Source organism: Citrobacter sp. RHBSTW-00887 (assembly GCF_013728095.1).
GTDB classification, from domain to species: Bacteria; Pseudomonadota; Gammaproteobacteria; order Enterobacterales; family Enterobacteriaceae; genus Citrobacter; species Citrobacter braakii.
Genome location: NZ_CP056267.1, coordinates 1,233,099 through 1,255,434, shown reverse-complemented (window position 1 = coordinate 1,255,434; position 22,336 = coordinate 1,233,099). Strand labels below are relative to the sequence as shown.

Sequence of the window (22,336 nt, the reverse complement as noted above, 5' to 3'; positions counted from 1 at the left end):
TCAGGCTCCTCGTGAAACCACAATCACCACCAGTACCGCCAGCTCAATCAGCGCCAGGCGACGGAACAGCACCGGTGCAGCCGCATTCTGCCAGCCCGGAACCAGTGATACCGGATTCAGCCATTTGCGCAGTTTGAGTACCGGTGCAAAGGCTTCTTTCACCGGCATGGCAAAACCGTGTGCGGTAATGACCATTGACTGCTCGTGATCGTAACCACACACCCATGCCGCACCGCGTGAACGCGATGGCAGACGGTTGCCTTTGAAAATCGCCATGATGATAAACGGCAGCAGCGGACATGCGATCAGCAGCAGCGTGATCATTGGCTGAGAAACGGTGGTGTTCGCGGTTTCCAGCGGCAGCGGAACGGCAGCGGAGATCATCGGCAGCAGCCACGGCGCAGCAACGCCCCCAATCACGCAGCAGATAGCCAACGCGACTACGCTAACGCCCATCAGGATTGGCGCGCAGCAGGCATTTTCAGCTTCCTTCGTGCGCGGTGCGCCAAGGAACGTAACGCCATAGACTTTCGCCATACACATCACCGCCAGCGCGCCGGTAATCGCCAGTCCTACCGCCAGTAACGGTCCTAACAGACGACCGACAAACGCGCCGCTGTTGCCAAGCTTAAAGAAGGACTGGTAGATAACCCACTCACCGGCAAAACCGTTCAGCGGCGGCAGTGCGGCCATCGCCATCAGGCCAACCAGCATCGCCAGAGAGATAACCGGCATACGTTTACCTATACCGCCCAGTTTTTCGATATCACGATGACCGGTACGGAACCAGATGCTGCCTGCGCCCAGGAACAGAACGCTTTTGAACAGGCTGTGGTTTACCAGGTGGTACAGACCGCCGGTCAAACCCAGCGCAATCAGCGCAGGTTGATTCAGGGAAATTCCGGTTACGCCTGCGCCCAGACCCAGCAGAATAATGCCGATGTTTTCCAGCGTGTGGTATGCCAGCAGACGCTGAATGTTGTGTTCCATCAGCGCATACAGACCGCCGACAAACGCGGTGATCATTCCCAGCACCAGCAGCGTAATGCCCCACCACAGCGGCGCATTACCGCCCAGCAACGACAGGGAGAGAATACCCAGCAGACCCACTTTCATGACGACGGTAGAGAACAGCGCCGCCGCCGGTGCGCTGGCGTTGGCGTGTGCCTGTGGCACCCATCCGTGCAGCGGAATAATCCCGGCCAGCAGGCCAAAACCCGCCACGCCCAGCAGCCAGATATCAGACCCGAGCGGCAGCTCCTGTGCGCGCAGGTCAAGCAGGCGCAGCTCCAGGGTGCCGTAGCGTTGCCACACCAGGTAGCAGGCAATAGCCAGCAGCAGCGTGCCGACGCGGCCCAGCGCAAACCACAGTTTGCCCTCTTTGCTGCAGCCGGTGAGGAACACGGCACACAGCGCCATGATTTCCGCCATCACCACCAGCGTTCCGAGGTTGCTGGCAACCACCGCACATACCGCCGCGGCCATCAGCAGATTCACCAGCAGCCCGTTGGCTTTTACCTGCGGATGACGATGCCAGTCAATGTTGTACAGGCTGACAAACAGGCCGCACAGGCCCAGCGTAATCAGCCAGATAGCGTTCAACGGGGTAATTTGCACACTGTGACCAATAAACGGCATCACACCGCTTAAAGCCAGGGCATTAGTCAGTACGGTGAAACCCGCAGCCGCTGTACACAGGCTGCCAACCGCACCGCCAACCCCGGCAATCCAGCCGCTCAGCGGTTTGTGAAATGAAAACAGAAATGCCAGAACCGCAGCCGCCGTAAACCAGGCCACGCCGCTGTTAATCAGTGAAATTGCGCTCATTTTGCATCCCCACTCTGAGCCTGCTGAAACAAGGTGAGATCGCCGAAATCGGTATTGAAAGTCAGCTCACGCTTACGTTTGCTGGCGCGGGCAATATCCACGTTACTCACCAGGTGCAGGGCTTTGGTCGGGCACATGCGTACGCAGGCCGGACCAAGCTCGTCAAAACTGCACAGATCGCATTTCACCGCGATGGCGCGAATACCCGGAACCCAGTCCAGCAACGTGCTCACGCGGGCAGGCGCTGGCGGAGCCGGAGGCGCTTTTGGCGTATTGGCGTTTGCCGGGATATGCAGCGGACGGCTACCGGAAAACTCAATCGCGCCAAACGGACAGGCTATCCCGCACAGTTTGCAGCTTACACACAGGCTTTCATTCAGCTGCACGGCACCATCAACGCGATTAATCGCATTAACCGGACAAACGGTGGCGCAAGGCGCATCTTCGCAATGGTGGCAAAGCTGCGGGGCGGATTCTTTTTCATTTAACATCACTTTCAGGCGCGGCATTGACTGCAGGCCATGCTGGCGATGTGTCTCTGAGCAGGCGGCTTCACAGGTGTGGCAGCCGATGCAAAGAGTGGAGTCAGCAATTACAAAACGATTCACCAGGCATTCCTCAGGTGATAGTCATTTTTGACGAAAACATGTCTGGAAAATGTCATTTCGACATTTTTCGACATGCCCATTCCCTAAACGTCGTGACGCAGTATGAAAGCGCATCATGACAAAAGTGGGCACACCCAAGGCTTAAGCCGGGCTATGTCCCTCAATCAGCTGGCTTAAATTCACCGGCATATTGTTTTCAACCGCGGTATAGAGGCTGTCGTAGACGGTGGCGATTTTTTCGAGATAGTGCTCCAGCACCTGCTCGCGATCGCGGTTGCTGATACGCTCATCAACCTTACCGTCGATGGTCAACTCAGCCTGTGCAATCAGTTGCTTATCATCACCGTCTTTCGTTTCAACGTAGTACTCGATGGTGTGGCTGTTAAAGCCGTCCGCCAGCGTGACGTAGATAGTGAAGTGTTCAAAAAGGACGAAGCAGAGATCCTTGTCCGGTGCGCAGCTCATTGCATGATGCAAACGCGCTTTTGACAGGGTGATCCCCTGAACCAGCGAGTTGCAGTAAATACGCCACTGGTCCTGTAGGCGACGATGCCGTTCAGCGATGTAATCGGCTTTTTCGCTTATTTCCCAAATAGTCATGTCAGGTTACCCGTTTAGCAGAGATGAACAGCTTTAAGCACATTTCATGCCAAAATTTAAAACCTTAATTTTCATATAGATAAAAAATCAAAGAGCGGTGACGACATGTCATTTCGTCATCGTCGTCATTGTCACGATAGAAAAAATTCAAGCTGGCATGTTTATTGCTTTTAATACGGCAACTTCATAGGAGGCGGTATGCACGAAATAACCCTCTGCCAACGGGCACTGGAATTGATTGAACAACAGGCCACGCAATACGGTGCTCAACGAGTAACTGGGGTCTGGCTCAAAATTGGCGCATTTTCTTGCGTAGAAACCAGCGCTCTCGCCTTTTGTTTTGATCTGGTATGCCGCGGGACCCTTGCAGAAGGTTGTAAACTCCACCTCGAAGAACAAGAAGCCGAATGTTGGTGCGAATCTTGTCAGCAATACGTCACCTTACTGACGCAACGCGTGCGCAGATGTCCGCAATGCAACAGCGATATGCTGAGAATTGTGGCCGATGACGGCTTACAGATTCGACGTATTGAAATAGATGAAACTCCAGCGCCGGATGCCGACGCCTAAGCGTCATCATCCGGCAACTGAAGTATCGCAAGTAATAAATCAGGAGTGAGCGATGTGTACGACATGTGGTTGCGCTGAAGGCAACCTTTATATAGAGGGTGATGAGCATAATCCCCACTCGGCGTTTCGCAGCGCGCCATTTGCCCCAGCGGCTCGTCCGGCGCTGAATATTACCGGGGTGAAGACCTCCAGTTTCACACCGAGCCAGACCGAAGAAGGCGATTTGCATTACGGTCACGGTGAAGCAGGCACCCACGCGCCAGGCATGAGTCAGCGCCGGATGCTGGAAGTGGAAATTGACGTGCTGGATAAAAACAACCGTCTGGCCGAGCGCAACCGCGCACGCTTTGCTGCCCGTCAACATCTGGTATTAAACCTTGTCTCAAGCCCAGGCTCCGGTAAAACCACGCTGCTGACCGAAACGCTGATGAAGCTTAAAGACAGCGTGCCTTGCGCCGTCATTGAAGGCGACCAGCAGACGGTTAACGATGCCGCCCGTATTCGCGCCACAGGTACGCCCGCCATCCAGGTCAACACCGGTAAAGGTTGCCACCTTGACGCACAAATGATTGCTGACGCCGCGCCACGTTTGCCGCTTGAAGACAACGGCATCCTGTTCATTGAAAACGTCGGGAACCTGGTTTGCCCGGCCAGCTTCGACCTCGGCGAACGCCATAAAGTGGCGGTGCTTTCCGTCACCGAAGGCGAAGACAAGCCGCTGAAATACCCGCATATGTTTGCCGCCGCGTCGCTGATGCTGCTCAACAAAGTAGACCTACTGCCGTACCTCAATTTTGACGTAGAAAAGTGCATCGCCAGCGCCCGGGAAGTGAACCCGGAAATTGAGATTATCCTGATTTCCGCCACCAGTGGCGAAGGCATGGACCAATGGCTCTCCTGGCTGGAGACGCAGCGATGTGCATAGGTGTTCCGGGTCAAATCCGCACCATTGATGGCAACCAGGCCAAAGTCGACGTTTGCGGTATTCAGCGCGACGTCGACCTGACGCTGGTCGGAAGCTGCGATGAACACGGTCAACCCCGTCTGGGCCAGTGGGTACTGGTCCACGTCGGCTTTGCCATGAGCATCATTAATGAAGCTGAAGCGCGCGACACGCTCGACGCGCTGCAAAACATGTTTGACGTTGAGCCGGATGTCGGCGCGTTGTTGTATGGCGAGGAAAAATAATGCGTTTTGTTGACGAATACCGCGCACCAGAACAGGTGATGCAGTTGATAGAGCACCTGTGTGAACGTGCCGCACACCTCCCCTACACTGCTGAACGTCCGCTGCGCATCATGGAAGTATGTGGTGGTCATACCCACGCTATCTTCAAGTTCGGTCTCGACCAATTGTTGCCCGACAACGTCGAGTTTATTCATGGCCCGGGCTGCCCGGTTTGCGTTCTGCCTATGGGCAGAATCGACAGCTGTGTGGAAATCGCCAGCCATTCTGAAGTGATTTTTTGCACCTTTGGCGATGCGATGCGCGTTCCGGGTAAACAAGGTTCTTTGCTACAAGCCAAAGCGCGCGGCGCGGATATCCGCATCGTCTATTCACCGATGGATGCGCTGAAGCTGGCGCAGGAAAACCCAACGCGTAAGGTTGTGTTCTTTGGCCTGGGTTTTGAAACCACAATGCCAACCACCGCCATCACCCTTCAGCAGGCAAAACAGCGTGACGTGCAGAACTTTTACTTTTTCTGCCAGCACATCACGCTTATCCCTACGCTGCGCAGCCTGCTGGAACAGCCGGACAATGGCATCGACGCCTTCTTAGCGCCGGGCCATGTCAGCATGGTGATTGGCACCGATGCCTATAATTTCATTGCTTCAGATTTCCATCGTCCGTTGGTGGTCGCCGGTTTCGAACCGCTCGATCTGTTGCAGGGCGTGGTGATGTTGATTGAACAGAAGATTGCCGCGCATAGCCAGGTTGAAAACCAGTATCGCCGCGTGGTGCCGGACGCCGGTAACCTGTTAGCGCAACAGGCCATCGCCGAAGTGTTCTGCGTCAATGGCGATAGCGAATGGCGCGGTCTGGGCGTCATTGAGTCCTCTGGCGTTCACCTGACGCCAGACTATCAGCGCTTTGATGCCGAAGCGCATTTCCAGCCAGCGCCGCAGCAGGTGTATGACGATCCGCGCGCGCGTTGCGGCGAGGTATTGACCGGCAGATGCAAACCGCATCAGTGCCCGCTATTTGGCAAAACCTGTAACCCGGAGACCGCGTTTGGCGCCCTGATGGTCTCCTCAGAAGGCGCATGTGCCGCCTGGTATCAGTATCGTCAGCAGGAGTGTGAAGCATGAACAGCGTACAACTCGCCCACGGTAGCGGCGGTCAGGCTATGCAGCAGTTGATCAACAGTCTGTTTATGGAGGCTTTTGCTAATCCGTGGCTGGCAGAACAAGAGGATCAGGCGCGTCTGGATCTGGCGCAACTGGTCGCAGAAGGCGATCGTCTGGCGTTTTCAACCGACAGCTATGTTATCGATCCGTTGTTCTTCCCAGGTGGCAATATCGGCAAGCTGGCCATCTGCGGTACGGCTAACGACGTGGCGGTCAGCGGCGCGATCCCTCGCTACCTCTCCTGCGGTTTTATCCTCGAAGAGGGTTTGCCGATGGAGACGTTGAAAACCGTCGTCAACAGTATGGCGGCGACCGCGCGTGAAGCAGGCATCGCCATCGTGACCGGCGATACCAAAGTCGTGCAGCGCGGCGCTGCAGACAAGCTGTTCATCAACACGGCCGGAATGGGGGCGATCCCCGCCAACATTCACTGGGGCGCACAGACCCTCGGCCCAGGCGATGTGCTGCTGGTCAGCGGTACGCTTGGCGATCACGGCGCAACTATCCTTAACCTGCGCGAACAGCTGGGTCTTGATGGCGAACTGGTCAGCGACTGCGCGGTATTGACACCGCTTATCCAGACGCTGCGTGATATTCCCGGCGTGAAGGCGCTGCGTGACGCGACCCGTGGCGGCGTAAATGCTGTAACGCATGAATTTGCCGCCTCATGCGGGTTTGGTATTGAGCTGTCTGAAGCGGCCCTGCCCGTGAAGCCCGCGGTGCGTGGCGTTTGCGAACTGCTGGGTCTGGATGCGCTTAACTTTGCTAACGAAGGCAAGCTGGTGATTGCCGTTGAGCGTCAGGCTGCTGAAACGGTGCTTGCCGCGCTGCGCGCACATCCGTTAGGACGCGATGCCGCAATGATTGGTGAAGTGGTAGAACGCAAAGGTGTGCGTCTTGCCGGACTCTACGGCGTGAAACGCACTCTCGATTTACCACACGCCGAACCATTACCTCGTATATGCTAACAGCCGGTTGGCAGCAAGCTGTAGGCCGGGTAAGACGCATTTGCGTCGACATCCGGCCTTAACGCTGCATTATCACCTGATGGCGTTTTGCCGATCGGGTCTACGGTTCGAGTAGCGGGACCAGTCCGGCAATAATTTACGACTTATACCTATAATTCATTTACCGTTTTCGCACCGTTCTGCGGTGCTTTTCCTGGAAAAGCAATATGTCGTATACACCGATGAGTGACCTCGGACAGCAAGGCCTGTTCGATATTACTCGTACATTATTACAGCAGCCCGACCTGCCGTCTCTCAGCGAGGCGCTTTCGCAACTGGTCAAGCGTTCAGCGCTGGCCGACTGCGCGGCTATTGTCTTATGGCAGGCACAAACGCAGCGTGCGCGTTATTTTGCGACGCGTGAAAATGGTAACCCCATCGATTATGAAGACGAAACGGTGCTGGCGCATGGCCCGGTACGCCGTATTTTGTCTCGCCCCGATGCGCTGCACTGCAACTATCACGAGTTTAGCGAAACCTGGCCACAGCTGGCCTCTGGCGGGCTGTATTCTAAATTTGGTCACTACTGCCTGCTACCGCTGGCAGCAGATGGGCGAATCTTTGGCGGTTGCGAATTTATCCGTAACGAAGACCAACCGTGGAGTGAAAAAGAGTACAACCGGCTGCAGACCTTCACCCAAATAGTCGGCGTCGTTGCTGAACAAATTCAAAGCCGGGTCAGCAACAATGTCGATTACGATCTCCTGTGCCGTGAGCGTGATAACTTTCGCATCCTGGTCGCCATCACCAATGCTGTACTCTCCCGCCTGGATATTGATGAGCTGGTCAGCGAAGTCGCCAAAGAGATCCATCACTACTTCGACATTGATGCCATCAGCTGATCCTACCCACGTAATATGGACACAGGCCTAAGCGAGGTTCTTGTTTTCAAATTGTTCCGGACTGAGGCCGCCACACCAACTGTGCCGCCGCCACCGATTGTAATCACATTCGATATAATTAAACACCGTTGCCCGCATTATTTCCCGGCTGATAAAGTGTTCTCCATGGATACATTCCACTTTCAGCGAATGAAAGAAGCTTTCCACGCAGGCATTATCGTAGCAGCAACCTTTTGCGCTCATACTTCCACGCAGATTATGCCGCTTCAGTTGCGCCTGATAATCTGCTGAACAGTACTGGCCTCCACGGTCCGTGTGAACGATAACGTTCCGGGGCCTCTTACGCCGCCACAGCGCCATCTGCAGGGCATCGCAGGCCAGTTGCGCCGTCATGCGTGGCGACATTGACCAGCCAATAACGGCACGTGACCACAGGTCAATGACCACTGCCAGATACAGCCAGCCTTCATCTGTACGTAAGTACGTGATGTCTCCTGCCCACTTCTGGTTCGGGCCACTGGCGTAAAAATCCTGCTCCAACAGATTTTCTGACACAGGCAGGCCGTGTGCGCGGTAGCTGACCGGGCTGAACTTCCGGGAGGCCTTTGCCCTCAGTCCCTGACGGCGCAGGCTTGCCGCCACGGTTTTTACGTTAAAGGGGTAACCCTGAGCACGCAGTTCATCCGTCAGGCGTGGGGCACCGTAACGCTGTTTTGACCGGGTAAAAGCCGCGAGGACAACGCTGTCGCAGTGTTGGCGGAACTGCTGACGCGTGCTTATCCTTGTCCGCCGCTGACACCACGTATACCAGCCGCTGCGGGCCACCCGGAGCACGCGGCACATTGCTTTGATGCTGAACTCAGCCTGATGTTTTTCAATAAAGACATACTTCATTTCAGGCGCTTCGCGAAGTATGTCGCGGCCTTTTGGAGGATAGCCAGCTCTTCATCCCGTTCTGCCAGCTGGCGTTTGAGACGTGCAATCTCGGTAGACATCTCCAGTTCACGTTCAGAAGACGTCTGCTGATTTTGCTGTTTACTGCGCCAGTTGTAGAGCTGTGATTCATACAGGCTGAGTTCACGGGCTGCGGCAGTAACACCGATGCGTTCAGCAAGCTTCAGGGCTTCACTGCGAAATTCAGGCGAATGCTGTTTACGGGGTTTTTTACTGGTTGATACTGTTTTTGTCATGTGAGTCACCTCTGACTGAGAGTTTACTCACTTAGCCGCGTGTCCACTATTGCTGGGTAAGATCACAGCATCGTGTTACGCAGCGATCGCAAAAACAAGCTCAGCATTTATTCCACTCACTATCTGGATGAACATCATCCGGCACACGAACAAAGTGAAGTGGACGAAGCCGGCACGCTCTCTGAACGGGTCTTCAAAAGTAAAGAGATGCTGCTGATTAACCTGAGCGAACGCGATACCCTGGCCCCTTACGAAAGAATGTTGTTCGAAACCTGGGGCAACCAGCTACAGACTCTGTGCCTGCTGCCGCTGATGTCCGGCAATAATATGCTCGGCGTACTTAAGCTGGCGCAATGCGAAGAGAAAGTATTCACCACCGCCAATCTCAAACTGCTGCGCCAAATCGCAGAACGCGTGGCGATCGCCGTGGATAACGCCCTCGCCTACCAGGAGATCCACCGCCTGAAGGAGCGGCTGGTCGATGAAAACCTGGCGCTGACTGAACAACTCAACAACGTGGAAAGTGAGTTCGGAGAAATCATTGGCCGCAGCGAAGCGATGTACAGCGTACTCAAACAGGTCGAAATGGTGGCGCAAAGCGACAGCACTGTCCTGATTCTTGGTGAAACCGGGACGGGTAAGGAGCTGATTGCACGAGCAATTCACAACCTGAGCGGACGTAACGCCCGTCGGATGGTGAAAATGAACTGCGCGGCAATGCCTGCCGGATTGCTGGAAAGCGATCTGTTTGGCCATGAGCGTGGCGCATTTACCGGGGCCAGCACGCAGCGGATTGGACGCTTTGAACTGGCGGACAAAAGTTCGTTATTTCTCGATGAAGTTGGCGACATGCCGCTGGAGCTTCAGCCCAAGCTGCTGCGCGTTCTGCAGGAGCAGGAGTTTGAACGTCTGGGCAGCAATAAGCTGATCCAGACCGACGTTCGCTTGATCGCTGCCACTAACCGCGATCTGAAAAAGATGGTCGCCGATCGCGAGTTTCGTAACGATCTCTACTATCGACTGAACGTCTTCCCGATCCATCTGCCGCCGCTGCGCGAGCGCCCGGAAGATATTCCGCTGCTGGTGAAAGCCTTCACCTTCAAAATTGCCCGCCGGATGGGGCGCAATATCGACAGCATTCCCGCCGAAGCCCTGCGTACGCTGAGCAGCATGGAATGGCCGGGTAACGTGCGCGAACTGGAAAACGTCGTAGAACGCGCGGTTCTGCTCACCCGGGGCAACGTGCTGCAACTGTCCCTGCCGGATGTAATCGCTATGGCGCCGTCTACGCCGCCGGTGGCGACCGAAGTCGCGCAGGATGGCGAAGATGAATACCAGCTGATAATGCGCGTTCTGAAAGAAACCAATGGCGTTGTCGCCGGTCCTAAAGGCGCGGCACAAAGACTGGGGTTGAAACGCACAACGTTACTCTCGCGCATGAAGCGCCTGGGCATTGATAAGGACGCACTGGTTTAGCCAATGTGGCTATACTGGGTGATATCTCAACGAAAGGAGGCAGTATGGCAGTATCAGCACGTAATCAATTAACCGGCACAGTGAGCGCAGTCGCTACAGGCGCAGTGAATGATGAAGTTGAACTGACGCTGGCTGGCGGCGCAAAACTGGTCGCGATTGTGACCCATAGCAGCCAGCAGGCGCTGGGTCTGACAAAAGGGAAAGAGGCGATTGCCTTGATTAAAGCGCCGTGGGTGACGCTGGCAACAGAAGACTGCGGTCTGAGATTCTCTGCCCGCAACCAGTTTGCCGGTAGCGTTTCCCAGGTCACCGAAGGCGCAGTCAACGCCACGGTGCATATCAAAACTGACGCAGGCTTTGATATTGTTGCCGTCGTCACCAACGAAAGTCAGCATGAGATGAAACTGAGTCAGGGCAGCCGCGTTATTGCGCTGATCAAAGCCTCAGCCATTCTGATTGCCACCAAAGCATAATATCCATTCGTCAACGCATGACCAAATTGCCCGATAGCGTTACGCTTATCGGGCCTACGCCACTGGTGCGTTTGTCTTTGTCGGCCGGATAAGGCGCAGCCGCCATCCGGCATAGAATTGCTAAATCACTTCTTCCGCTGGTATTTCTCGGGTAACTCCGGCACCGGACGTTTGTCATCAATCAGATGACGCACGGTCAGGATCGGATGACGCCAGAGCATTCTGGGTCCAGCCCAACGCATAATTTGCTTCATCTCTTCGCGTTTAGCGGGCTGGTAACAGTGCACCGGACACTGTTTGCAGGCCGGTTTTTCCTCACCAAATACGCATTTATCCAGGCGCTTTTGCGCATAGGCAAACAACGCATCGTAATGCCCCGGTTCATCTGAAGCCTGCGGACACTGGCTCTCATACAGCGAGATCATTCTCTGGATCGTCATTTTCTCACGTGCAATACGTTTGCCGGACATGATGCCTCCATAATTAAGTTGCATAAATAATACACCTTAACTAAGCGCAGGACTATTACCTGGCGGTGATACATTCCTTAGCACCCTACGCAAATAAGAATTATTTTCATTTGTTTATGCCATGTGCTATATAACATAGCAAAGGCTATATTCGATGATAAATTAACCACTTTGTTGTGAGGGATACTATGCCGCATCTGCCCCATCTGAAGTCATTTCTCCTTGCCAGCGTGTTAACGGCGCTTACGCTGTCACCTGCCTGGGCGAAAGAAAAGTTCAAAGTGATAACCACCTTTACGGTGATTGCCGATATGGCAAGCAATGTGGCAGGTGACGCGGCGGACGTCAGTTCCATCACCAAACCCGGGGCAGAAATTCACGAATATCAACCCACACCGGGGGATATTAAACGGGCGCAAGGCGCACAGCTTATTCTCTCCAACGGCCTTAACCTCGAACTATGGTTTGCCCGCTTCTACCAAAATTTGTCCGGCGTACCGGAGGTCATGGTCTCAAATGGCGTGCAGCCAATGGGTATCAGCGAAGGGCCATACAACGGCAAACCGAATCCGCATGCCTGGATGTCAGCGGAGAACGCGCTTATCTACGTGGATAATATTCGCGATGCGCTGATGAAATACGATCCCGACCATGCCGCAACCTACCAGAAAAATGCGGAGAATTATAAAGCGAAAATCCAGCAGACTCTGGCGCCACTGCATGCAGAACTGGCGAAGCTCCCTGCTGATAAACGCTGGCTGGTCACCAGCGAAGGCGCATTCTCTTACCTCGCGCGTGATAACGGCCTGAAAGAGCTGTATCTATGGCCGATCAATGCCGATCAGCAAGGCACGCCCAAGCAGGTACGCAAAGTGATCGATGCGATCAGAAAACATCAAATCCCTACCGTATTTAGCGAAAGCACCGTGTCCGACAAACCTGCGCGTCAGGTCGCCCGCGAGTCTGGCGCGTATTACGGCGGCGTGCTGTATGTCGATTCGCTCAGCGCTGCCGATGGTCCGGTACCGACCTATCTGGATTTACTGCGCGTGACGACAGAAACCATCGTCAGCGGCATCAACGACGGGTTAAGGAGCCAAAAATGAGTCAATCTGCGATTACCGTGAATCAGGTTACGGTGACGTATCGCAACGGCCACACCGCGCTGCGGGATGCCACTTTTCAGGTTCCGGGCGGCTCAATTGCCGCTCTGGTCGGCGTAAACGGTTCGGGAAAATCAACGCTTTTTAAAGCGCTGATGGGTTTTGTCCGGTTGGCGAAAGGGGAAATATCTATTCTGCAACAACCGGTTAATAAGGCGCTCAAACAGAATCTTATCGCCTATGTCCCCCAGTCAGAAGAGGTGGACTGGTCGTTTCCGGTACTGGTGGAAGATGTAGTGATGATGGGCCGCTTTGGCCATATGGGTTGGCTGCGTCGACCAAAACAGATCGACCACGACTGCGTGGATGCGGCGCTGGCGCGGGTAGATATGCTGGACTATCGCCATCGCCAGATAGGTGAACTGTCCGGCGGGCAGAAAAAACGCGTTTTTCTGGCAAGAGCCATCGCACAGGACGGGCAGGTTATTTTACTGGATGAACCCTTCACCGGCGTGGATGTGAAAACCGAGGCCCGGATCATCGATCTGCTGCGTGAACTGCGTGATGAAGGCCGGACCATGCTGGTCTCTACCCATAATCTGGGATCCGTCACCGAATTTTGCGATTACACGGTGATGATTAAGGGCACGGTGCTGGCAAGTGGGCCAACCGAAACCACCTTTACCCACGAGAATCTCGAGCTGGCATTCAGCGGCGTTCTGCGTCACGTCGCGCTGAGCGGAGGTGAACAACACGTGATTACCGATGATGAACGTCCGTTTATTTCGCGACGCGCGGCAAGCGAGGGGGAGTAATCATGAACTGGCTGACGGAGCCGTTTGGCTACCAGTACATGCTCAACGCCATGTGGGTTTCGGCGATGGTCGGCGGCCTGTGCGCATTTCTCTCCTGCTATCTGATGCTCAAAGGCTGGTCGCTGATTGGCGATGCGCTGTCGCACTCGATCGTTCCAGGCGTGGCCGGAGCCTATATGTTAGGGCTTCCCTTTGCGCTGGGCGCATTTCTTTCCGGTGGACTGGCGGCGGGCAGCATGCTGTTTCTCAATCAGCGTTCACGCCTGAAGGAAGATGCCATTATCGGGCTGATTTTTTCGTCCTTTTTCGGTATAGGGCTGTTTATGGTGTCGCTTAATCCGATGTCGGTGAACATCCAGACCATTATTCTGGGTAACATCCTGGCGATTGCGCCGGAAGATATTCTGCAACTGGCGATCATCGGCGTGGTTTCGCTGACCATTCTGTTTTTGAAGTGGAAAGATCTGATGGTGGTCTTTTTTGATGAAAACCACGCGCGGTCTATCGGTCTGAATCCGGGTCGGCTGAAGCTGTTGTTTTTTACGCTGCTCTCCGTTTCCACGATCGCCGCACTGCAAACCGTCGGCGCCTTTCTGGTGATTTGCCTGGTGGTTACGCCCGGTGCGACGGCCTGGCTGCTGACCGATCGTTTTCCTCGCCTGCTCACCATCGCCGTGGCGCTCGGCAGCCTGACCAGCTTTTTTGGCGCCTGGCTAAGCTACTGGCTGGACGGTGCAACCGGCGGAATTATCGTCGTTCTGCAAACGCTGCTGTTCCTGCTGGCATTTGTCTTCGCACCAAAACACGGTCTGCTGGCAAATCGCCGCCGCGCCCGTCTGGTGAACAAGGAGCAAGTATGATCTTAACAACGCTGCTGGAACCTTTTCAGTTTAGCTTTATGGTTAATGCGCTGGTCATCTCTACCATCGTCGCTGTGCCCTGCGCGCTGCTGTCGGTATTTTTAGTACTCAAAGGCTGGGCGCTGATGGGCGATGCCATGAGTCATGCGGTATTCCCAGGGATTGTACTGGCGTGGATTGCGGGCATCCCGCTGGCAATTGGCGCGTTTATCGCCGGTCTGTTCTGCGCGGTGGCGACCGGATACCTCGACGATAACAGCCGCATCAAGCGCGACACCATCATGGGTATTGTTTTCTCCGGGATGTTTGGTGCGGGTCTGGTGCTGTACGTCTCTATCCAGTCAGAAGTCCATCTCGATCATATTCTGTTCGGCGACATGCTGGGCGTATCGTTAAGCGATATCATGCAAACCGCGGTTATTACTCTGGGGATCGCGCTTATCATCGGACTTAAATGGAAAGATTTGCTGCTGCATGCGTTCGACCCACATCAGGCAAAGGCCAGTGGGCTTAACACCGCACTGCTGCATTACGGCCTGTTGTGCATGATCGCCCTGACGATTGTCGCCACGCTAAAATCGGTAGGGATTATTTTGTCAATTTCATTACTGATTGCACCTGGCGCCATCGCGATTTTAATGACGAGGAAATTTTCCCACGCCTTATGGCTGGCGGTGGCGATGTCGGTCATTACCTCATTCATGGGCGTGTACCTGTCATTTTTCATCGACAGCGCGCCGGCTCCCACCATAGTCGTACTATTTTCTCTGCTGTTTGTGATTACCTTTATTTATGCAACCCTGCGCGATCGGCGTTTAGAGAATCAGCTTCAGCTGCAGGATCCGTAAATTATTGGTCAGCTAATGTTCTTGATATTAATATAGCCTCCGCCAGGAGGTTATATTATCGGCAGATTACAGCATCGTGATGATACGTTTAAATAAACGGATTATAGATTACTCTAACGTGAACAACGGTTGTGGCTTGCCAATGTGGTATCCCTGTAACCACCCGACATTCATGTGTTCCAGGTGCATCTGGATTTCGGCACTTTCAACAAACTCGGCGACAACCTGCATACCTTTCATTGCCGCAACCCGGCAGAAAGATTCGATGATATAGCGACTAACCTCACATTTTATAATCCCACGAACGAAAGACCCATCAATCTTCAAAATATCTGCTTCAATGTTCATCAGGCGTTCATAGCTTGCAAACCCGGCACCGAAGTCATCAATCGCGATCCGACATCCCAATTGACGTAGTAAGCGTAGTGTATCTGCCGTGTGTTCTTTATCTGACAGGGTATCAGCCTCGGTTATCTCAAAAATAATCCGTTGCGGTATCACCACATATTCCTGCAACAACGCAGTTATCTTTGCAACGATACCTGAACGACATAGCGTCACTGGCGCCAGGTTAATGGAAAAACAACTCAGCGGATGGTAGCGCATGTACTTCAGGGTGTTCTCAATAACCCAAAGATCGATATCGGGTGCTAACCCTGTGTCGCGTGCAACCGACAGAAAATGGTCAGGGGAAAGAAATTCCCCGTGCTCATTGAGCATGCGGATCAATATCTCATGATAGGATTCATCACCACGAGTACTGACGATAGGCTGGGCCAGCAGGACAAAGGTATTGTGATCCAACGCGTTTTGCAGTGCAGCGCGAACATCCGTTGTATCGGTAGTAGGGTTGCCAAACAGTCGGCTATGCTGTGCCTCAAGGTTTTCCGGCCTGCCGTTGGTCATTGGCGATATGACTTTTGTTATTATTGGAGGGAACATCATATTCATATCAAATTAATAAATAAATACTAATTTATAGATAAAAATGGACATTCCGCGTAGCTGGCATCAGCGGTGAAGAAAAAGACAAAAACCAACATACTGATAATCAACAAAAATCACAAACCCAGTTTTTTCATTATCATTCCAGCTGAGTGCAAAAAAACACGTCAGATGCTTTTAATGTTAACTTTAACATACAAAAAAAGAGAGTTTCCCTCGCTTCATAATTATTTTTCCGTCACTCACTAACTCCTGCAATACTTTGTGGATAGCACTGCGTGAGATATGATTTCGAGCGAGAATGAATGTATACACAGATGTGTTTTCACGCATCTCAGGCTCCATCGACCAAATATATTTCAGGTGTTCAATAATCAATTCACGGATAGTACGATGCGATTGCAATTTTTCTCGTTGAAAATAGCGTTGCAGATGTAGCGTTAAAATATCAAATGCATGTTTCCAAAGATTCTTCGTAGTGAACAAAAGTTCGGCATTGGGTGCACTCATCGCCCACATTTCACAATCGGTATCACAACGTAAATAGTGTCCGGCAACTTCCGTACGCATTTGGGGCAAGCCGAGGATGGCCGGTGCAGATATACTTACCATCACTAAATCATTTTCCACACGATGAACAGAGACGGCCCCTTTCTCCAGAAACAAGATATTTCCATCACTCTTCAGATCAATACGCTGGCGTTTTTTGCGTAAGGACAGCCAGGCATTATCTGACTTTTTCATTTCATCACCAACAAGCACTACAGCATTTTCAATATCTTTCTGGAACATGGGACTCTCTACCGCAAATTATGGCTTTGTCAAAACGAGGGTGGATTTTTACTCAACACGAAAAATAAATGTCAGCTCACCAACAAGCTGACATTTATTCCCATCTACATCTACCACCGGCATTCCCTGGTGCCGTTGACGCGTTCAGACTCATGCTGTTTTCGCGTGGTGGCGCCAGGCAGTATATGACGCTGTCCATAAAGAATTAATGACAATCATCTTTGTCGTCTTTATTTCATCTTTCTGTTCTTTTCAATGTAGCCAAAAAGATACAATACATTGATTTATATATAGTTTATTTTCATTAAAAAGTTATCATTGTTGTTATATTATGATAAGAAATTGAAACACTTCGCGGTTCTCGCTGCAGGGTCGGGTCCATACTGGTGGTCTTTATGGGCTAAGTGGTATCATGACTCGCCAACCGCCTGGCGCACCAGCAAGAGTAGAAACATCATGTCTGAGACTGGCAATGTCAGTTATCTGATTGAAAAAATAATAATATTTACGCCAGCTACACAATCGCTGGCGCGGATAGATCAACCCAATCAGCGGATAAAACTCAAACACTCGGCGTCATTATGTCTTTTATTACTTATTCAACATCGTGGGCAAGTGGTTTCCCAAAACGAACTACTGGAATTCGGCTGGGGTAAAAATCACCGCCAGGTGAGCTTCAACGCCTTTTATCAAAGCATCCTCTCTTTGCGCAAAAGTTTGCTGCAGCTGGAACTGGAGCAACCGCTTATCACCACGATCCCCCGCAAAGGGCTGATCATCCAGGAAGAGTTCAATATTCAGGTGATTGAAACTCCGGAGGAGAGCGTATCTTTTACAGCAGAACCTTTAGTGCCGGATGTCGCCATAGAAGAACTGTCAGATGACACAGCGCGCCAACCTTTGATAACCACTGCTGAAATGGTAATACTTGCCATTACCCTGACAATTTGTGTGCTTATAATGTATCCGTGGCAAACCAGTGATAACTATTTCTCCGGCTATATCACCGCAGACAACGCCCCCACTGACTGTCAGTATTATTTTAATAATGATGCCAGTAACTTCTCCCGACATACGGCATTTATCAACAAAAATCCTGGGCTGTGTCAGAGCCATAAATTTATCTATATCACCACCTACCCTGAATCCAAAAAATTATCCGTGCTTGTATGTCGCTCACCGATGAAAAACAGGCAGGAAAATGCCTGTCAGTCGGTTTATTACCCACGGTATGATAGCTAATGAATTTTTATTCCCGAACGCCCCGCATCCAGACAGGTATTATCCTGTTGCTTTGTTTTGCTGCGCTAATTGTTACCGCCGTCTACCGGTACAGTAAAAACAATGGTCAGTTACATAATCTGACCTGTCGGTCTGCCATCGAGATTGTACGCAATACAAGCTCATTCCGAGGGATCATTGATATCAAAACCGGCGGCAGCAAAGGTATTGTGAATATTGATGGCATTATCAAGGATGCCGAAAATAATGAGCAGACCGTGCAACGCATGGTACTTTTTACACAATCCAGCTACGGCTCAAGCCCGGTTTGGATTTCGCAGAAAATCCAAATCTCCAATCGCGAAACAGCACCCGCCAGTCTCATTCAGGAACTCCTCCCCGACTTCTTCCTGACCAACACCAGCGTATCCAACGTCGATTTTTTTGCGCTGAATAGAGAGACGTATTTGATTACCAAAGAGGGGATCCCCTATCTGTACTGCCAGAATTATGCGTTGCCGGAAAATGAATAATCAATAAGCGAAGATTAAATAAGAGCAAAAACGATTTGAAAGAGTCACTTGATACGGACTTCACGAACCACATGCCAATGATGCCTTGGTGTGTTAATGCTGATTAATAAAGATTATTTTCTCTCATAATATAAAAAACCCATTCTAATCTACACTACCATAACTCACTGATTATGCGAACATTGTTACCCTGCTCGTCCAGCGTTATAACTTTCTGGTTTTCCAATAATCTCTTCCCCTCATCAATGCAGGATGTCAGCGACGAAGGACGGGCTGACCTGTGAAAAAAACGTATATGCTCGACACCTGTATCTGAGCGTTCATCCTGCACGGGCAGCTGTAATTCGTACTGAAGCGCCTGGAGCAGGCGGTGTTGGCCAGCGATCGGACGTGGTCTCGGCTATCAACTGGGCCGAACGACACGGCGATTGCCGGCATGCTATCGCCGCCGGCGTGTGCTGCTGACCATTAATGTGAGGGAGTTTGAGCGGGTGCCGGGGCTCACGCTGGAAGACTGGGCAAAATAAGCCGTAGTCTCCTGGAGTATCCTCTGAGCATACCCGGTATGGTTTTTGAGCATGTCGGGTATGCTGTCTTTATCGCTACCTGTCCTTATTCACGCAAAGCGCAAACGGCGACTGCAGATTTTCAATCAACCAGCCATTTAACAACGGATTGATCCTGATCTGACGGACAGTGCCTTCCGGAACATAAAAGAAGCTGTGTTTGAATATTTCATCACTGGCGGTGTCCTGTGATTTTTTGACATAGTGCATATTGCTCACTGAAATTTCGCCTGGCCTGTTCACCTCGTAACCGAAATGAATCGTCCTGGAAACCGTTTCGTGGTCACCTTCAGAATTGATATATCCGGACAACACAACCTGACCAGAGAATTGTTTATCGAGACGAAAGATGAGGTTCAGTGTGGCAGTAAATTCAGGGTTAAGATGGTTATAACGAATGATCGTGCTGCAGTCGATGTCCATGCCATTCTGTCGCTTAAGCATGTACATATAGAAACCGATGGACGATGCCATGACCAGTAGCAGACTGACAGCTGCACAGAGGCGACTTATCTTAATTGCTTTCATAGCCATTCCAGTAGTTATTAAGGCAGGATATATACTGCTTGTCTTTCGTTGTACATCTGCTGATAAATACCCGGCCTTTACTGCCATAAATATAAGCGTCTGACGCCTGATAAAGAAATACAGCCCCGTCCAGGCAGTCAATATTATTCTGCCGGGCCAGGGTGACAAATACGTCCTTCTTTTTCTCAAGGAATGAAATGGAGTTTTTCTGAATGGTGTACACCGGGCAATTCTGATAGTTAAACAGAAAATGGGTCTGAATATCTTTCAGGGCCGATGTGGTTGTTGCCGGGATCTGACTGCCCGCAATAAAAATGGCGGCACTGGCGGCAAACATAGCTAACAGCAGAATGTTAAAGGTTATTCTGTGTTTTGCCGAAAATGCAGAATACCGCCGTTTTATTCCGGTTCCGGTACAGTCCGTCGTTGTAACCGACTCATGCACCGGGAATGTATCTGTCATCACCACGACCTCTATATCCTGATTAAACATAAAACCGATTCGTGGCACAGTGGTTGTAATGGCTCAATAGTAATGTCCGCCTGTGGCTCAATTCAGATGTCCGCGCTATGGTAAGCTTCACTGGTCCGTTTAAACTACCGGGAGGCATATCATGAGCGCAGAAAGCTCAGGAGTGTTTACTTTGAAAGAGATCAACCGGATCAAGATTATACAGGACGTCATTGAACGTCGCATCACAACGCGCCGTGCGGCCGAGCACCTCGGTATCAGCGACAGGCAATGCCGCAGACTTCTTGCCCGTTACCGTGAAGGCGGACCGCTTGGTATGGCCAGCAGACGATGTGGCATGCGTGGTAACCGCCAGTTGCCACCCGGGCTCGCAGATCAGGCTCTGGAACTGATCAAGACGCGTTATGCTGATTTCGGTCCGACTCTGGCGCGTGAAAAGCTCGAAGAACTCCACGGACTGTTTCTTGGCAAAGAAACTGTCCGGCGCATCATGGTGCGGGCTGGCTTATGGGTTCCCCGTAAACAACGTGCCGCAAGGATCCCTCAACCACGGTACCGGCGTCCGTGTACTGGTGAGCTGATACAAATAGATGGCTGTGATCACGACTGGTTTGAAGGCCGTGGCCCGGCCTGCACCGCGCTGGTCTATGTTGATGATGCAACCAGCAAACTGATGGAACTGTTGTTTGTTAAATCGGAGTCCACGTTTTCTTACTTCGAAGCCACGCGGCGCTATATCGATAAGCATGGTAAACCGCTGGCACTGTACAGCGATAAAGCCGGTGTTTTTCGTGTTAACAATAAACACGCCACAGGCGGAGACGGGCATACTCAGTTTGGGCGAGCCATGCATGAACTGAACATCCAGACTATCTGTGCAGAAACCAGTCCCGCCAAAGGGCGTGTAGAACGAGCTCACCTCACTTTACAGGATCGTCTGGTCAAAGAGCTGCGGTTACAGGGCATTTGTTCAATGGAGGCTGCAAATGACTTCGCTGAGGCCTATATGGCTGACTATAACCGCCGTTTTGGCAAAGTACCGCGACATGATTTTGACGTACACCGTGCTGTAGAACATGATGAGGACCTGGGGCTTATTTTCACTGTTCGTGAAAAACGTAAAGTCTCAAAATCGTTGACGATACAATATGATAAAATGTTGTACCTGATTGAAGACAGCGAACTGAGTCGCCGTGCAATAGGTAAATATATCGATGTGTATCACTATCCTGATGGCAGAAAAGAGCTGCGCCTGAACGGTACGCTACTTCCCTACTCTACCTACGACCGACTGTCAGAAATCGACCAGGGCGCGATTGTCGATAACAAGCGTCTTGGCCGAACCCTGGAGTTTATCAGTCTGGTGCAGAGCAAGCGGGATAACACGCGCTCTCAGTCAATTCCCGCTGGAGATGGCCCTTCCCGACGACGGCCAAAGCAGGAAGGGAAGAAATCCCAGCGCTCACTGGATAATGATGACATGCTCGAAGCACTCAAACAGCTTCAGTCACGTTCAGAGGACATTTTTGGTAAAAGAGCCCGCTGATGGTACTCACTGGCCGGACAGTGGTTGCTCACCAGTTGATATTGTCCGGCCAGACCCATGATGTATTATTCATTTCGTTCAGCATCTTTATGTCCTGCTTTTCACGGGCATACTTACCCCATAATGAATGAAAAGAACGAACAATACTGATTAACTGCTTTTTTCTTTGCTCCGGAGATAGGCTGATAAAATAGCAGCACCTGCTGTCAATATTATCCTCAATGAAATTAAAATCAGAGTCTGATGCATATTTTACTGTTAGCATAATATCATTCGACGTTGTTCTCTCAGACTCTGTTAATGCTGATTCTATCAGGTATTCAAAGGCATACATGACAGACAGCTGGTTTTTGTCTGTCTGAATATAACCCATTGAGTTTCTGAGTATTGAGGACTGTACCAGGACCAGAGGCCATAAAAGCTCAACACCATAAAGCTTATATGTATCATGTTGATCATACTGATGTTGCTCAACACGACGATTACCTTCCCGTGCTTTACGAATATCATAGGCAAGGGATAACATAAATCCGTCTTTAACTTTAATCAGTGGGCTTTCATCCACGATGTAATGAATGAGTTCATGTAATTCATTCAGGGCTTCTGAATCTCCCCACAGTATAAAACCTGCATTGTTCGGCGTTAACTCGTATCGAAGCATGGGCTCAATCATCCTGTTGTTTCAGTCGGAGGAAA

23 protein-coding genes and 3 pseudogenes are annotated in these 22,336 nt (G+C 51.7%); 16 read left to right on the top strand and 10 right to left on the bottom strand.

The window, feature by feature from the left end; all coding sequences use genetic code 11:
• The 3 genes from hycC to hycA form a co-directional block, all read right to left on the bottom strand.
• Positions 1-1,827, bottom strand: coding sequence for a formate hydrogenlyase subunit 3 (gene hycC, locus HV314_RS05975; RefSeq protein ID WP_016154188.1), 1,827 nt, complete (start codon positions 1,825-1,827; stop codon positions 1-3).
• Entirely contained in the window at positions 1,824-2,435 is a 612-nt protein-coding gene (gene hycB / locus HV314_RS05970) for a formate hydrogenlyase subunit HycB (RefSeq protein WP_016154189.1), read from the bottom strand. The genes hycC and hycB overlap by 4 nt, the downstream gene beginning before the upstream one ends.
• A 141-nt stretch (positions 2,436-2,576) precedes the next feature.
• The gene (gene hycA / locus HV314_RS05965) at positions 2,577-3,035 is read right to left on the bottom strand and encodes a formate hydrogenlyase regulator HycA (RefSeq protein ID WP_016154190.1); all 459 of its coding nucleotides are present in this window, start codon (positions 3,033-3,035) and stop codon (positions 2,577-2,579) included.
• A 198-nt stretch (positions 3,036-3,233) separates the two neighbouring features.
• On the opposite strand from hycA, the gene hypA reads away from it, so the two are divergent.
• The 6 genes and pseudogenes from hypA to HV314_RS05935 form a co-directional block, all read left to right on the top strand.
• The gene (gene hypA, locus HV314_RS05960) at positions 3,234-3,605 is read left to right on the top strand and encodes a hydrogenase maturation nickel metallochaperone HypA (RefSeq protein ID WP_016154191.1); all 372 of its coding nucleotides are present in this window, start codon (positions 3,234-3,236) and stop codon (positions 3,603-3,605) included.
• A gap of 52 nt (positions 3,606-3,657) precedes the next feature.
• Positions 3,658-4,530 (top strand): hydrogenase nickel incorporation protein HypB, encoded by an 873-nt coding sequence (gene hypB, locus HV314_RS05955; protein WP_016154192.1) that lies wholly within the window; start codon positions 3,658-3,660, stop codon positions 4,528-4,530.
• Positions 4,521-4,793 carry a hydrogenase 3 maturation protein HypC gene (gene hypC, locus HV314_RS05950; RefSeq protein WP_003037411.1) on the top strand — a complete coding sequence of 91 codons (273 nt, stop codon included), beginning with the start codon at positions 4,521-4,523 and terminating at the stop codon, positions 4,791-4,793. The genes hypB and hypC overlap by 10 nt, the downstream gene beginning before the upstream one ends.
• Positions 4,793-5,914, top strand: a complete 1,122-nt coding sequence (hypD, locus tag HV314_RS05945; RefSeq protein WP_181547562.1) for a hydrogenase formation protein HypD — start codon at positions 4,793-4,795, stop codon at positions 5,912-5,914. Before hypC ends, hypD begins: the two co-directional genes overlap by 1 nt.
• Positions 5,911-6,921, top strand: a complete 1,011-nt coding sequence (gene hypE, locus HV314_RS05940) for a hydrogenase maturation carbamoyl dehydratase HypE (RefSeq protein ID WP_016157324.1) — start codon at positions 5,911-5,913, stop codon at positions 6,919-6,921. Before hypD ends, hypE begins: the two co-directional genes overlap by 4 nt.
• A gap of 206 nt (positions 6,922-7,127) precedes the next feature.
• Positions 7,128-7,799 (top strand): annotated as a pseudogene (locus tag HV314_RS05935) (formate hydrogenlyase transcriptional activator FlhA); the annotation flags it as partial.
• Between the two features lie 30 nt (positions 7,800-7,829).
• On the opposite strand, the gene HV314_RS05930 reads toward HV314_RS05935, so the two are convergent.
• A protein-coding gene (locus tag HV314_RS05930; protein WP_085947771.1) for an IS3-like element IS3 family transposase occupies positions 7,830-8,992 on the bottom strand; the annotation gives its coding sequence in 2 pieces (ribosomal slippage) (positions 7,830-8,731 and positions 8,731-8,992; 1,164 coding nt in all).
• 60 nt (positions 8,993-9,052) lie between these two features.
• On the opposite strand from HV314_RS05930, the pseudogene flhA reads away from it, so the two are divergent.
• Positions 9,053-10,468: pseudogene (gene flhA, locus HV314_RS05925) on the top strand (formate hydrogenlyase transcriptional activator FlhA); the annotation flags it as partial.
• A 44-nt stretch (positions 10,469-10,512) separates the two neighbouring features.
• On the top strand, positions 10,513-10,941 hold the full coding sequence (locus tag HV314_RS05920; RefSeq protein WP_016154196.1) for a TOBE domain-containing protein: 429 nt from the start codon (positions 10,513-10,515) through the stop codon (positions 10,939-10,941).
• A gap of 125 nt (positions 10,942-11,066) precedes the next feature.
• On the opposite strand, the gene HV314_RS05915 is transcribed toward HV314_RS05920, so the two are convergent.
• A complete protein-coding gene (locus HV314_RS05915; RefSeq protein ID WP_003825888.1) occupies positions 11,067-11,411 on the bottom strand; it encodes a nitrous oxide-stimulated promoter family protein in 345 nt (114 codons plus the stop codon).
• A 188-nt stretch (positions 11,412-11,599) separates the two neighbouring features.
• On the opposite strand from HV314_RS05915, the gene HV314_RS05910 reads away from it, so the two are divergent.
• The 4 genes from HV314_RS05910 to sitD are packed head-to-tail and all read left to right on the top strand — an operon-like array spanning position 11,600 to position 15,037.
• Positions 11,600-12,517, top strand: a complete 918-nt coding sequence (locus HV314_RS05910) for a metal ABC transporter substrate-binding protein (RefSeq protein WP_019077550.1) — start codon at positions 11,600-11,602, stop codon at positions 12,515-12,517.
• Entirely contained in the window at positions 12,514-13,329 is an 816-nt protein-coding gene (gene sitB / locus HV314_RS05905; RefSeq protein WP_019077551.1) for an iron/manganese ABC transporter ATP-binding protein SitB, read from the top strand. The genes HV314_RS05910 and sitB overlap by 4 nt, the downstream gene beginning before the upstream one ends.
• A 2-nt stretch (positions 13,330-13,331) precedes the next feature.
• A complete protein-coding gene (gene sitC / locus HV314_RS05900) occupies positions 13,332-14,189 on the top strand; it encodes an iron/manganese ABC transporter permease subunit SitC (RefSeq protein ID WP_016154199.1) in 858 nt (285 codons plus the stop codon).
• Positions 14,186-15,037, top strand: coding sequence for an iron/manganese ABC transporter permease subunit SitD (gene sitD, locus HV314_RS05895; protein WP_016154200.1), 852 nt, complete (start codon positions 14,186-14,188; stop codon positions 15,035-15,037). Before sitC ends, sitD begins: the two co-directional genes overlap by 4 nt.
• Before the next feature lie 108 nt (positions 15,038-15,145).
• Here sitD and HV314_RS05890 read toward each other — a convergent pair whose 3' ends face one another.
• Together HV314_RS05890 and HV314_RS05885 are read right to left on the bottom strand one after the other, a co-directional pair.
• Positions 15,146-15,943: an EAL domain-containing protein gene (locus HV314_RS05890; protein WP_019077553.1), complete on the bottom strand. Its 798-nt coding sequence runs from the start codon at positions 15,941-15,943 to the stop codon at positions 15,146-15,148.
• Between the two features lie 228 nt (positions 15,944-16,171).
• Positions 16,172-16,774 carry a helix-turn-helix domain-containing protein gene (locus HV314_RS05885; RefSeq protein ID WP_181547560.1) on the bottom strand — a complete coding sequence of 201 codons (603 nt, stop codon included), beginning with the start codon at positions 16,772-16,774 and terminating at the stop codon, positions 16,172-16,174.
• Between the two features lie 342 nt (positions 16,775-17,116).
• Between HV314_RS05885 and HV314_RS05880 the strand changes: the two genes are divergently transcribed.
• From HV314_RS05880 to HV314_RS27550, 3 genes and pseudogenes are all read left to right on the top strand, one after another.
• A complete protein-coding gene (locus tag HV314_RS05880) occupies positions 17,117-18,016 on the top strand; it encodes a winged helix-turn-helix domain-containing protein (RefSeq protein WP_326928840.1) in 900 nt (299 codons plus the stop codon).
• Entirely contained in the window at positions 18,016-18,528 is a 513-nt protein-coding gene (locus HV314_RS05875; protein ID WP_016154204.1) for a hypothetical protein, read from the top strand. The genes HV314_RS05880 and HV314_RS05875 overlap by 1 nt, the downstream gene beginning before the upstream one ends.
• A 409-nt stretch (positions 18,529-18,937) precedes the next feature.
• Positions 18,938-19,055: pseudogene (locus HV314_RS27550) on the top strand (VapC toxin family PIN domain ribonuclease); the annotation flags it as partial.
• Positions 19,056-19,130: 75 nt separating this feature from the next.
• Here the strand turns inward: HV314_RS27550 and HV314_RS05870 are convergent.
• The gene (locus tag HV314_RS05870) at positions 19,131-19,622 is read right to left on the bottom strand and encodes a hypothetical protein (protein ID WP_181547558.1); all 492 of its coding nucleotides are present in this window, start codon (positions 19,620-19,622) and stop codon (positions 19,131-19,133) included.
• Positions 19,609-20,085, bottom strand: coding sequence for a hypothetical protein (locus tag HV314_RS05865; protein ID WP_181547556.1), 477 nt, complete (start codon positions 20,083-20,085; stop codon positions 19,609-19,611). Before HV314_RS05865 ends, HV314_RS05870 begins: the two co-directional genes overlap by 14 nt.
• Positions 20,086-20,236: 151 nt before the next feature.
• Here HV314_RS05865 and HV314_RS05860 point away from each other — a divergent pair, with 151 nt between their 5' ends.
• Entirely contained in the window at positions 20,237-21,640 is a 1,404-nt protein-coding gene (locus HV314_RS05860) for an ISNCY-like element ISKpn21 family transposase (protein ID WP_001567368.1), read from the top strand.
• Between the two features lie 28 nt (positions 21,641-21,668).
• Here HV314_RS05860 and HV314_RS05855 read toward each other — a convergent pair whose 3' ends face one another.
• On the bottom strand, positions 21,669-22,301 hold the full coding sequence (locus HV314_RS05855; RefSeq protein ID WP_001567369.1) for a DUF6904 family protein: 633 nt from the start codon (positions 22,299-22,301) through the stop codon (positions 21,669-21,671).
• Between the last annotated feature and the right edge of the window lie 35 nt (positions 22,302-22,336).